The sequence below is a fragment of the Flavobacterium endoglycinae genome (genome assembly GCF_017352115.1).
Taxonomy (GTDB): domain Bacteria; phylum Bacteroidota; class Bacteroidia; order Flavobacteriales; family Flavobacteriaceae; genus Flavobacterium; species Flavobacterium endoglycinae.
On the sequence record NZ_CP071448.1, the window covers coordinates 5391158 to 5404288 of the forward strand.

General features: G+C 33.3%; 11 protein-coding genes. All 11 read right to left on the reverse strand.

Annotated elements, in window-relative coordinates; all coding sequences use genetic code 11:
- Positions 1-5 precede the first annotated feature (5 nt).
- On the reverse strand, positions 6-3734 hold the full coding sequence (locus tag J0383_RS23210; RefSeq protein ID WP_207296326.1) for a SusC/RagA family TonB-linked outer membrane protein: 3729 nt from the start codon (positions 3732-3734) through the stop codon (positions 6-8).
- Positions 3735-4041: 307 nt separating this feature from the next.
- Entirely contained in the window at positions 4042-5154 is a 1113-nt protein-coding gene (locus tag J0383_RS23215; RefSeq protein ID WP_207296327.1) for a FecR family protein, read from the reverse strand.
- A gap of 89 nt (positions 5155-5243) precedes the next feature.
- The gene (locus tag J0383_RS23220) at positions 5244-5855 is read right to left on the reverse strand and encodes an RNA polymerase sigma factor (RefSeq protein ID WP_207296328.1); all 612 of its coding nucleotides are present in this window, start codon (positions 5853-5855) and stop codon (positions 5244-5246) included.
- 327 nt (positions 5856-6182) lie between these two features.
- Positions 6183-6611, reverse strand: a complete 429-nt coding sequence (locus tag J0383_RS23225; protein ID WP_207296329.1) for a hypothetical protein — start codon at positions 6609-6611, stop codon at positions 6183-6185.
- Between the two features lie 141 nt (positions 6612-6752).
- A complete protein-coding gene (sucD, locus tag J0383_RS23230) occupies positions 6753-7625 on the reverse strand; it encodes a succinate--CoA ligase subunit alpha (protein ID WP_091497690.1) in 873 nt (290 codons plus the stop codon).
- 86 nt (positions 7626-7711) lie between these two features.
- Positions 7712-8074: a nuclear transport factor 2 family protein gene (locus tag J0383_RS23235; RefSeq protein WP_207296330.1), complete on the reverse strand. Its 363-nt coding sequence runs from the start codon at positions 8072-8074 to the stop codon at positions 7712-7714.
- 1 nt (position 8075) lies between these two features.
- Positions 8076-9005: a UDP-3-O-(3-hydroxymyristoyl)glucosamine N-acyltransferase gene (locus tag J0383_RS23240; protein ID WP_207296331.1), complete on the reverse strand. Its 930-nt coding sequence runs from the start codon at positions 9003-9005 to the stop codon at positions 8076-8078.
- Between the two features lie 120 nt (positions 9006-9125).
- Positions 9126-9692 carry an elongation factor P gene (gene efp / locus J0383_RS23245; protein WP_207296332.1) on the reverse strand — a complete coding sequence of 189 codons (567 nt, stop codon included), beginning with the start codon at positions 9690-9692 and terminating at the stop codon, positions 9126-9128.
- Positions 9693-9827: 135 nt separating this feature from the next.
- The gene (gene lpxA / locus J0383_RS23250) at positions 9828-10613 is read right to left on the reverse strand and encodes an acyl-ACP--UDP-N-acetylglucosamine O-acyltransferase (protein WP_207296333.1); all 786 of its coding nucleotides are present in this window, start codon (positions 10611-10613) and stop codon (positions 9828-9830) included.
- A 70-nt stretch (positions 10614-10683) separates the two neighbouring features.
- Entirely contained in the window at positions 10684-12072 is a 1389-nt protein-coding gene (locus J0383_RS23255) for a bifunctional UDP-3-O-[3-hydroxymyristoyl] N-acetylglucosamine deacetylase/3-hydroxyacyl-ACP dehydratase (protein ID WP_207296334.1), read from the reverse strand.
- The gene (lpxD, locus tag J0383_RS23260; protein WP_207296335.1) at positions 12065-13108 is read right to left on the reverse strand and encodes a UDP-3-O-(3-hydroxymyristoyl)glucosamine N-acyltransferase; all 1044 of its coding nucleotides are present in this window, start codon (positions 13106-13108) and stop codon (positions 12065-12067) included. Before lpxD ends, J0383_RS23255 begins: the two co-directional genes overlap by 8 nt.
- Between the last annotated feature and the right edge of the window lie 23 nt (positions 13109-13131).

Sequence of the window (13131 nt, forward strand, 5' to 3'; positions counted from 1 at the left end):
GACTATTATAATGAAAGATTTAAAGTAAATGTATATTGAGAGGTTACCGGTAAAGCAACTCCTCCAGAATTACGGAACTCAGGATCCTGACCGTTTAATCTTTTATCTGAGTAAATTAACCATGGATTAACTGCAGAACCTTTTAATGTAAAAGTGCTTAATCCTAACTTTCTCTTGAAATCTTTAGGGAATTCCCAGCTTAATGAAATGTTTTTCAAACGGATGAAATCACCATCTGCAATACGAGCATCTGAATAGTTGTACGTATTGTAAGCTCTTGCAAGTGTACGTTCTCCACCATAATTAGCATTTAAACGTCTGTCTGCAATAACCGGAACATTTGTAAAGTTTTCATCTCCTGGATTAATCCATCTGTTTGTGAAATCTTTTGTAAATACCGTTAAATCGTCATATGTACTATCGTATACAGGGTTTAAACGAACTTTGTTTCCGCCTGACCCCACAAAAAACACATATAATGACCAGTTTTTGTATGTAAATGTATTGGCTAAACCAATAGATTTGTTTGGCTCAATTGATCCTTCATATTTTAAATATTTTGTAACATCTAAATTATCTTGAAAGTTCGCATCGGTAATATTATTATCTGCACCCGGCTGTAAAATAAAGGTTGGAAGACCTTGGTTATTTAAACCTGTAAACTGATAAGAATAAATAGAGTTTCTTGGATGTCCAACTGTATTTCCTCCATTTGAATCTACTAAGTCAAATGCGGTAGGCGTGTTTTGTAACTTAGTGATTTCTTGGTGATAAACTGAGAAATTAAGAGACGTTGTCCATTTAAAGTCTTTTGCATCGATGTTTTTAGTTGTAATTCCAACTTCAAGACCTTTAGTTTCCATATCGGCATTGTTTCCTTGTCTAACTCTCTGACCTCCAATTCCTGAAGTAATTACATAATCTACTAAGTCAAATGCCTTACGACGATAAACATCTGTAGTCAATTGCACTCTATTGTTGAACATTCCCAGATCAAGTCCAATGTTAGTTTCGAATTGTTTTTCCCAAGTTAAATCACCATTTTGTAATTCATCAATTCTAATTGAAGTTTCTCTGTTGTCTAGATTAAAACGATCTGTGATATAACTTTTGTAAATCGCTAAAGAGTTTGTTGCAGGTCCTGCAGTTGCAGTTAAACCGTAAGAAGCTCTAAGTGCCAAAGTATTAATAGATGCTACATCTTTCATGAATTTTTCTTCGGCAACGTTCCATTTTCCACTGAAAGTGTAAGTTGGCAGCCATCTAGAAGAATCGCTATTCCCTTGTCTGTTAGATCCATCATAACGTCCTGTAACAGAAGCTGTATAACGACGATCGTATGTATACCCTACTTTTCCGAAGAAACCTACTGTTCTTTCTTTTTCTTCATTAAACCCATAGTAAGAATCTCCACCATTAATGATTTTTTCAATGATTCTAGGATCTGTAAAAGCAGTCAAACCTCTGTCGTATTGTAAACCAGCAGCTGTAAATTGATCGCTAGTTCTGTCTACAACTCTCATCTCTGTTCCAAATAAACCTTCAACTTCATGTTTATCTGCGAAAACATTTCTGTAATTAACACTATTTCTTAGGTTGTAAGAAGTCATGTCATTAGTAAATTTTCTTAAGAAACCTCCATTTGGTAAAACAGAAACTTTTGGTGCTGTTAAATCATTTGGATCTTGGTATAAGAAAATATTTTGGTCTCTTACCAATGTATTAACACCATCTTCTCCATCTGGAGTTCCTGCTTTGTAAGCACCTACTACGTTTGAGTTTTCTAAAATTTTGTGCTCACGGCTTGTATTTGCATAACGTGCTGAACCTGTTAAGTTATACGTTAAATGCGGTGTAATTTTGTAATCAAGATCTAATTGGAAACGGATATCTTTTACTTCGATTTCCATGTAATTATTAGCTAATTCGTTGATAATATTCATCTTAGCCCAGTTATTTCTATAGTACTCTAAATTACCGTTATCGTCATAAGGTCTTAACGTTCTACTGGTATTTAATACATAGTTGAATGGGTTAATGTCAAAATCACGAGTGACTTTACCAAAAACAACGTCTTTTTCACTTTCATAACTTCCTGGAGCTCCTTGATCACGAATAGAAGCCAAAGTAGAAAGCGTAATATTTAATTTATCATTTACATAAAATGTTCCTTTGATGTTGCTTGAGATTTGTTTTACATCATCAGCAATAGTCCATCCCGGATCAGTGTAATATCCTAAAGAGGCATAAAATGTATTGTTTTTTCCACCACCAGAAAAGCTTAAAGAGTGATTTTGAGTAATAGAAGGTCTGAACAATATATTGAACCAATCTGTATTTGCCAATTCATACTTTTTCAAAAAGTTGTTACGGCTCACAGGATCATTGTTTACTAAATAACCTCCAGTTTCAGGTACATAGGTATTGATGGCTCTTCCTAAAATGTTGTATGCTCCACCATATCTTCCATTAACTGTTGAAGGCAAATCTAAATATCCTTTTTGTTCCATTTCTTTTAAGATACTCATAGATTCCTGAGAATTTAAAATATCATATTGGCTATAGTTAGGAACCGATCTAACAGTTTGCTCTAACCCGTACGTAATTTTTAATGGCGCATCTCTACGTCCTTGTTTTGTAGTTACCACTACAACTCCATTTAATGATCTTGAACCATAGATAGAAGTAGCAGATGCATCTTTAAGAATTTCAATACTTTGAATATCATTTGCATTTAATCCGGCAACAGATGAACTTAATAATGTTTCTGAGTTTCCAGAAGCTAAATCAGCAAATGACATATTGATGATATCTTCCTGAACAACACCATCGATTACCCATAATGGTTTTGTATCTCCAAAAATTGAAGAAGATCCACGAACTGTAATTTTAGGAGCCGTACCAAATGTACCAGTAACGTTTTGTACAGTAACCCCTGCCGCTTTACCTTCGATCATACGGCTTACGTCTACAACCCCATCCACTTTTAATTCAGCACCAGAAATTTTACTGATAGCTCCGGTAAAAGTTCTTTTAGATGTTTTCTCATAACCTGTTGTCACTACAACCTCTTTTAAGTTTTGTCCTAATTCACTTAAAACGATATTTGGCGAAGTATTTTCGATTCCTATTTCTTTCGTCTCCATACCTACGTAAGAAATAATAAGTCGATCTGTATTGGCTGGCATTTCGATTACGAAATTACCGTCAAAGTCTGTTAACACAGCTACTTTTGTACCTTTTGCCATTACTGTAGCACCTGGAAGCGGGCTTCCGCTTTGGTCAGTAACTTTTCCTTTGATGATAGGGCCTGCAGTTAATATTTCAAAAAGTGAATCATGATTATCGGTACTTGCAAAAGGAGCTGCACCAGCAGTTTTTTGCAGGATAATTTGATTGCTAACTTCAGAGAAAGTAATATTGAAGGGTACCAATATTCGACTCAAGATGCTTGAAAGCGTTTCCTGATTTGCTTCGATACTTACTTTGTTGCTTAACTGAGGAAGTCTTGAATTGTAAGAGAATTTTACATGTGCAGACTTTTCAATTTTAGACAAAGCGTTATCAAGAGTCAAATTTTCAACTGTAATTGTAACTTTGGTATCTAATTTCTTTTGTCCATTTACATTATTTGCCACGGCAAAGCTTGAAAACACAAGTGCCAAGACAAACTGAAATAGTGTTATTTTCATGATTCTATGGAGTAATCGTTGTTTAACAACTGGTTTTTTCATAATTTTGATTTGTTTTGATTAATACTGATTCGAGTGTATTTTAAGAAACGTATGAATTGCTCTTTACAGAGAGAAATTCAATTCTATAAGTGTCGATAATGTTACAGCATTTCGGCACTTTTTTTATGCAATCTTTTTTCACATAGGCATTTTTTGGTTTTGGTTGGTTGAGTTTAAGTTTTATTGTTTTGGTAAAATAAAAAGGAAATAAATTACATTTAAATAGTGAAATGAAAGACTTTACCCCTAAAAATTAATATTCAAAAAATAGTCATCCTCCAGCGCAATTACAGTTACGCTGAAACGATTAATTACAACCTTCTGAGGTTATAATAATTTGATTTCCATTCATCTCAAAACTGGTGTTATTTCCAATGCTTTTACAGACAATTTTTAATTTTTCTGTTAATGGCTGATCACTCAGTGAAGTGGTTAAATGACAATCTATTAATTTATTTTTTGGATAATCAATATCTACTAAATAAGCCTGTTCTATTGTTTCAAATATTTGTGATACAGGAATATCGTTAAATTCAAAACTCAGCTGCTCAATATTTCCTACACTTTGAGCCAGTACTGCGTCTTGTGTAATGTTGGTAATTTTATTGAATTTTAAATCGCTTCTTTGAAATCTAAGTGCTTGATTAGGAAGTAATACAATTTCTTCTTTATCTGATTTTGAAACTAAATCATTTGATTTAACCTTAACTTTACCGGTGCGAACAAGAATCTCAACGTCGGGCTGATCAGAATAAGCTTTTACTCTAAAGCTTGTTCCTACCACCTTTGTAACTATTTCGTTAGCATAAACATAAAAAGGCTTGTGGGGATTTTTACTAATTTCAAAGAAACCTTCGCCGGATAAATACACCTTTCTTTCGTTTCCGGTAAAGATTTTAGGATAACTTAATTTGCTATTAGGCTGAAGCAGTACAGAACTACCATCAGAAAGTGTAATAATTTGGGGCTTAGTTGTATTGTTAGTCTGTTCAACCAGACCTTCATTATTTTCGTCAACAAGCTCATTATAAGTAACAATATTGTTATCAATTTTAAAATATGTACTATAAATCCATGAAGAAATAAAACAGATAAACAAAGTGGCAGCAACTCCAGTTAGAATTTGTTTTCCTAAAAACCTGATTTTTGAGGTCTTTACATTTTTTTGATTTTCCTTTTCACGGATTTTTACCCATGTTGCCTGTAACGCCCTGTGAATATCAGAAGATGATAATTCATTCTCAGGAACTTTCATAGCAAGAAGCATTAATCTTGCATCTTGTACTAATTTGGCACGCTGACGACTTTCTAAAGTCCATTCCTCCCAGCCTTCTTTATCAATTTTAAATAAGACCCAGGCTTGAAATGATTCGTCTGCTAAGAAATCTTCTATTTCGGAATATTTATTACGTTTTTGCATCTACTAATAAGGTTACAAAAACATAGAGGACAGTTCTGTTATTATATACTCACCAAATTATGATTTTTTTTAAGTTTTTTTAACTTTTTTTAAAGAGTGCTTGAAAACAATAGTGTAATTAGGGGTAAAGTACCTTTCCATTCTTTACGGAGAGTAAGTAATCCGCGGTGTAACAAATTACTTGCAGACTGATAATTCACATCAAGCATCTCTGCAATCTGCTCCACACTTAATCCTTGATGATAACGCAAATACAAGGCTTCTTTTTGTCTTGGAGGCAATTCATTTAAAAGCCTGTTTAAATAGTGAACTTTTTCTTTTGTTGCATAGTCATCATCTAAAAGATCGTTTTCAACCGAAAATTCTAAAAGAAACGCAATATCGTCAGTACTTGCTGTTTTTCTAAAAATATGATCTCTTTCGTATAAACGAGCAATTCTCTTTCTCACACTTGATAATAGATACGCTTTCACAACCACAGCCGTCTGCAGCGAATTACGATATACCCATATATCTGTAAAGACATCTTGTATACAATCCTGAACTTTCTCTTCGTAAGGTGAAAGAGAATTTCCATAATTTACTAAGTCGTTATAATATCTTTCAAATAATAATGAAAATGACTTTTCATCTCCATTTTTTAAATCATTCCAAAGTGTATTATCATCAACAGAATTGAGGTGCAGGGCTCGGGTCTTCATACTTAAGGCAGTTAACAAAAAACAATTCTTAATGAATAGATCACACTATTTTAACATTATCTTTTGAATTTGTGCGATAAATATATAAAAGCAAAAAATTAAAAACAATTCCTTTACATAAAAGAGATGCTTTGATAATACACAAAAACATTGATTTGGACTGCTATTGTTGATGTTTGGAAGAAATGTTAAAATTATTTTTAATTTGTGAGCTGTTTAAAAATATAAGATTTTACGTAATTATAAAAGTTAACATTAGTGTTAATCACCAACAAAAAAGCCCTGCTTATAGATTAGCAAGGCTTTTAAATATTTATGAAACATTTTTTAAAAAGCTACATTCCACCTTGGTAATTTAGCATTTTCATCTAAAAAGTTTTGTAGAACCTGACCTTCAACAGCCGTTGGAATTGCTTTTGCATCTGCATTGAAAGTTTCATACCAAACTACTTCAAGCTCAGAAATATTCTCTAACTTCATTTGAGCAGGCCATGAATATTTTCTTCCAGTTTTTGCAAATTGATGTCCGTTTACGATTTTATCATATAATCCACCGCTTTTACTTTTTAAAGTTCCGTCGTTTTGAACGGTTCCAGTAGAACCAACCATAATTAGTTCTTTATCATTTCCTTCAACAGCGTAAACCACAAAAATACCTGCGCTTCCTTCAGGAGCATTGCAAACTTCTTCTAAACTATCATTTACTGTAAAAGTGAAACTGTTTGTTGATTTAAATTTCTCTAATTCTTTATACATATTATTCTTTTTAAGCTTCCAAGATTCTGAGGTTCTGAGAAGCTTTATTTTTTTTGTTTCGTACCTCAGTACTTAAAATGTAAAAAAGTCTCAACAAATATTGAGACTTTTTTTGGAATTTGTTATTTCGAAACTTGAAGATTATCCAAGTACTTCTTTTACTTTTTTACCAATTTCAGCTGGTGAATCAACAACGTGAATTCCGTTGTCTCTCATAATTTGTTTTTTAGCAGCAGCAGTATCATCAGAACCTCCAACGATAGCACCAGCGTGCCCCATTGTTCTACCAGCAGGAGCAGTTTCTCCAGCGATAAAACCAATAACTGGTTTACGGTTACCATCAGCTTTTACCCATCTAGCAGCATCAGCTTCTAATTGACCTCCAATTTCACCAATCATAATGATTGCTTCAGTTTCTGGATCGTTCATTAATAATTCAACAGCTTCTTTAGTTGTAGTTCCAATGATTGGATCTCCACCAATTCCGATAGCTGTCGTGATTCCTAATCCTTGTTTTACAACTTGATCAGCAGCTTCGTAAGTTAAAGTTCCTGATTTAGAAACGATACCAACATTTCCTTTTTTGAAAACGAAACCTGGCATAATTCCAACTTTAGCCTCACCTGGAGTAATAACTCCTGGACAGTTAGGACCAATTAATCTAGAATTTCTTTCTTTAACATAATTATTTGCTTTAATCATGTCTGCAACAGGAATACCTTCTGTAATAGCGATAATTACTTTAATTCCTGCATCAGCAGCTTCCATAATTGCATCAGCAGCAAAAGCTGGCGGAACGAAAATGATAGAAGTATCAGCTCCAGCTTGGTCAACAGCATCTTTTACTGTATTAAAAACTGGACGGTCTAAATGGCTTGTACCTCCTTTTCCTGGAGTAACACCACCAACAACGTTAGTACCATACTCGATCATTTGAGAAGCGTGGAAAGTTCCTTCGCTTCCTGTAAATCCCTGAACAATTATTTTGGAATCTTTATTAACTAAAACACTCATGATATATATTTTATGTAAGTTTTTAAATTGTGTTGCAAAAATAAGGTTTTGTAATGTATTTTGCCTCTTTTATTGTCAAAAAAATATTAAGAAAATTGACTCATCTGGTAGCCTCTATAAAGTTTGTCATCTTTTATCTGCCAGATTACTGCAAAATGAGCCAAGAGCATCTCCTCGCGAGGGTTCTCGATCGTTTTTACATAATGAGAATAACGCACTGAAACTAAATCTTCTTCAGCAATAATATGACTGATTCTAACTTTAGAACGTACATACGCCCTGCTCAATTCATTGGCCATTTCAACTATCGAATCATAATCCAGCTGAATAAAACCTTTGCTGCTATTCCAGTCAATAATTATTTCAGGATGCAGATATGTTTTTAGCACTTCACTATCAATTAAGGCATCCGACTTATAAAATTTTTGAACAAATTCTTTAATAGACATTTTACTTTAATTTACTTAGTATTTCAGGAATCTTTTTGATATTGGCTAATTGTTTTAACTTTTCTCTTGATTCTTCAATAGGAGTTCCAAAATAGGTTTTTCCTCCTTCTACTGATTTCGTAACTCCAGTTTGTCCCATCACAACAGCTTTTGTACCTATTGTAATACCACTAGTCGTTCCCACTTGTCCCCAAAGCGTTACTTCATCTTCAATGACCACACATCCAGCAATACCTGTTTGTGAGGCAATTAAACATTTTTTTCCAATAACCGTATCATGTCCAACATGCACTTGATTATCTAGTTTTGTTCCGGCTCCGATTTTTGTATCTCCAGTAACGCCTTTGTCGATTGTGCAAAGTGCACCAATACCAACATTATCTTCAATAACAACTCTTCCACCAGAAATTAGCTGATCGAAACCTTCAGGACGCTTTTTATAATAAAAAGCATCTGCCCCTAAAATAGTTCCAGCATGAATAATTACGTTATCACCAATCACAGTATGATCGTAAATAGAAACGTTTGAATGAATCAAACAGTTTTTTCCAATTTTAACGTGATTACCCACAAAGGTATTAGGCTGAATTACCGTTCCTTCACCGATTTCTGCAGTTGAAGCAATAGCCACATTTGCAAATTGAAAAGGTTTAAAATGTTTGGTTAAAGTATTAAAATCTCTGAAAGGATCATCAGAAATTAAAAGAGCTTTACCTTCTGGACAATCCACTTTTTTATTAATTAAAACTATGGTTGCAGCAGATTGTAAAGCTTTGTCGTAATATTTGGGATGATCCACAAAAACAATATCTCCTGGCTCAACAACATGAATTTCGTTCATGCCTAAAACCTGAAAGTCTTTGTCACCAATAAATTCGCAGTTAAGCAAATTTGCAATTTCTTCTAAAGAGTGAACTTTTGGAAATTTCATACTATATAATTAGAAAATGTGCCAAATTAGAAATGAGTCAATTAGAATATGAATATACAAAATTATGTCGATTCACAAATTATCTAATTGACTCATTGTCAAATTATCTCAATTAAAAAACTACTCTTTTACACGCTCCATGTAAGAACCTGTAGCAGTATCAATTTTAATTTTGTCTCCTTCGTTGATAAATAACGGCACGTTTACAGATGCACCTGTTTCAACAGTAGCATTTTTTGTAGCGTTTGTAGCTGTGTTTCCTTTTACTCCCGGCTCAGCGTAAGTAACTTCTAAAATTACAGATGCAGGCATATCTACAGATAAAGGTAAATCAGTTTCAGTATTAATTTGAACCATTACATTTGTTCCTTCTTTCAATAAATCTGGAGCATCTAAGATGTTTTTGTTTAAAGAAATCTGTTCAAATGTTTCCGCATTCATAAAGTGAAATTCGTCACCTTCTGGATATAAAAACTGGAATGTATGTGTTTCAACACGAATAACGTCAATTTTGTGTCCTGCAGAAAAAGTATTATCTAATACTTTACCTGAAGTTAAACTTTTTAGTTTAGTTCTTACGAAAGCTGGACCTTTTCCAGGCTTTACGTGAAGAAACTCAATGATTTTATAGATATCGTGATTAAATTTAATACACAATCCGTTTCTAATATCTGATGTAGATGCCATTTTGTTTTTTATTTTAGATTTTCGTGTGTAGATTTATTCTTAAAATAGAATCAATCTTCTTTTTTTATTTAATAATTTATTATAATCTTTTCAAAGTTCAGAAATCTAAAATCAGAAATCTAAACTCTAAAATAATTAATAGTTCCCTGAGTAACCTTTCATAATTCCTCGAGATGAATTTCTAATAAAATCAAGAATTTCATCTCTCTCAGGAGTAGCTTCCATTTCAGCTTCAATAATACTTAAAGCTTGTGTTGTATTGTAATTCTTTTGATATAAAATTCTGTAAATTTCCTGAATTTCTCTAATCTTTTCAGTAGTAAATCCTCTTCTTCTTAAACCAACAGAGTTAATACCAACGTATGATAAAGGTTCTTTTGCAGCTTTTGTATACGGCGGAACATCTTTTCTTACCAAAGATCCTCCTGAAATCATAGCATGATCTCCAATATGTATAAACTGGTGAATTGCCGCTAAACCACCAATAACAGCATGATTACCAACAACTACGTGGCCTGCTAATGCAACACCATTTACAATAATCGCATTGTTACCAATTTCGCAATCGTGTGCAATGTGCGCATAAGCCATAACTAAACAATTATTTCCAAGAACAGTTTGTCCAGAAGCAATTGTCCCTCTATTAATCGTAACACATTCTCTAATTGTACAGTTATCACCAATAATTGCCAAAGAATCTTCACCACCAAATTTTAAATCCTGTGGTACTGCAGAAATTACCGCGCCTGGAAAGATATTACAATTTTTTCCAATTCGGGCTCCTTCCATAATGGTAACATTCGAACCAATCCAAGTACCATCACCAATAACAACATTATTGTGAATTGTTGTAAAAGGTTCAATTACAACGTTTTTAGCGATTTTCGCGCCAGGATGAACATATGCTAATGGTTGATTCATCTATGTTTTATATTTTGAATTAAAATAATCTAATTTGAAGGCCACAAACCTAAACAATAAATTTGATTAATTATTGCTTTCTTGCAATTTGTGCCATTAATTCTGCCTCAGTAACTAATTTTCCATTTGCATATGCATTCGCCTGCATGTGGCAGATTCCTCTTCTGATAGGAGAAATCAATTCGCATTTAAAAATTAGTGTATCACCTGGCAATACTTTGTGTTTGAATTTAACATTATCAATTTTCATGAAATAAGTTAAATAATTTTCTGGATCTGGAACAGTACTTAAAACTAAAATTCCTCCTGTTTGTGCCATTGCTTCAACAATTAAAACTCCTGGCATAACTGGTGCTTCCGGAAAGTGTCCTACGAAGAAATTTTCATTCATAGTAACATTTTTCAAACCAACAACATGACGATCAGACATTTCAATAATTCTGTCAATCAACAAAAATGGAGGTCTGTGAGGCAGCATTGACATGATTTTATGAATATCCATCAATGGCTCTTGATTTAAATCATAAGTTGGAACGTGGTTTCTCTGCTCAATTTTAATAATTTTTGCCAGCTTTTTAGCAAATTGAGTATTTACAAAGTGACCTGGTTTATTTGCTATGATTTTTCCTTGAATACGAACTCCAATAAGCGATAAATCTCCAATAACATCAAGTAATTTATGTCTTGCCGCTTCGTTTGGATAATGTAATGTAAGATTATCTAAAACGCCGTTTGGCTTTACAGAAATTTCATCTTTACCAAAAGCTTTCTTTAAGTTTTCCATTGTAGATTCAGAAATCTCTTTATCTACATATACAATTGCATTGTTTAAATCACCACCTTTAATAAGACCGTGCTCTAATAATGATTCTAATTCATGTAAGAAGCTAAAAGTTCTTGAGCTTGCAATTTCTTGTTTAAAATCAGCTAAACTTTTAAGCGTAGCATTTTGAGTACCTAATACTTTTGTACCAAAATCTACCATTGTGGTCACTTGGTATTCATCGCTTGGCATTACAAGAATTTCACTTCCCGTTGCTTCATCAGTAAATGAAATCACTTCTTTTACTACATAAACATTACGGCTTGCTTCCTGCTCTTCAATACCAGCTTTTTCAATTGCTTCAACAAAATATTTTGACGAACCATCCATAATAGGAAGTTCTGAGGCATTCAATTCAATAATAATATTATCCAAATCGCAACCAACTACTGCTGCTAAAACATGCTCAGGAGTTTGAATTTTTACGCCTAATTTTTCTAAATTAGTACCTCTCTGTGTGTTAACAACGTAATTAGCATCAGCCTCAATGACTGGCTGACCTTGCAAATCTACTCTTACAAAAGTGAAACCATTATTAATTGGAGCTGGTTTAAAAGTCATTGTAACTTCTTTTCCAGTATGCAATCCAACTCCTGTTAGTGAAATTTCATTTTTGATGGTCTTCTGTTTAACCATTATTTCCATTTTTTGGGTTTATTATTTGTTTTTTTAATTCTTCAACTTGAGCCACGATTTTAGGCAGATTCTTAAAATGAACATACGATTTATTAAAATCGGTATATCCAAGCGATGGAGTTCCTTGTAAAACTTCATCATCTTTAATATTTCTCGCTACTCCTGACTGTGCCTGAAGTCTCACATTGTTTCCTATTACTAAGTGACCTGCAATACCTACCTGTCCGCCAATCATACAATTTTCGCCAATTTTGGTAGAACCCGCAACCCCGCTTTGAGCAGCAATTACAGTATTTTTACCAATTTCCACATTATGAGCTATCATAATTTGATTGTCAAGCTTTACCCCTTTTCTAATGATTGTAGAACCAAGAGTTGCTCTGTCAATTGTAGTATTAGCGCCAACATCTACATTATCTTCAATAATAACATTTCCAATTTGAGGTACTTTGCTATATTCTCCATTTTCATTTGGAGCAAAACCAAACCCATCAGCACCAATAATAACACCCGAGTGAATGGTACAATTATTACCAATTACAGTTTCTGAATAAATTTTAGCACCGGCAAAAATAAACACATTGTCTCCAATTGTTACATTATCTCCAATAAAACTGTTAGGATAAATTTTTACATTATCACCTAAAACAACATTCTGCCCAATATAGCTGAAGCTTCCCAAATACAGATTTTCTCCATATTTAGTTCCTTCAGACATAAATGAATGAGGTTCAATACCAGTTTTGTTTAATTTTACCTGATTATAAAAATGTAAAAGTTTAGAAAACGCTGCATAAGCATCTTCTACCTTTATTAAAGTAGTAGTAATTTCCTGTTCTGGTACAAAGCTGTCGTTAACAATAGTAACAGTTGCTTTTGTACTATATATGTAATTGATATATTTGGGATTAGCCAAAAAAGTAAGTGAACCCTCGTCACCCTCCTCTATTTTAGAAAGTTTAGAAACTTCTGCATTGGGATTCCCAACAACTTCTCCTTCTAAAATTCCTGCTATTTGTTCTGCTGTAAATTTCATCGCGACAAAAATATAAAAAATAG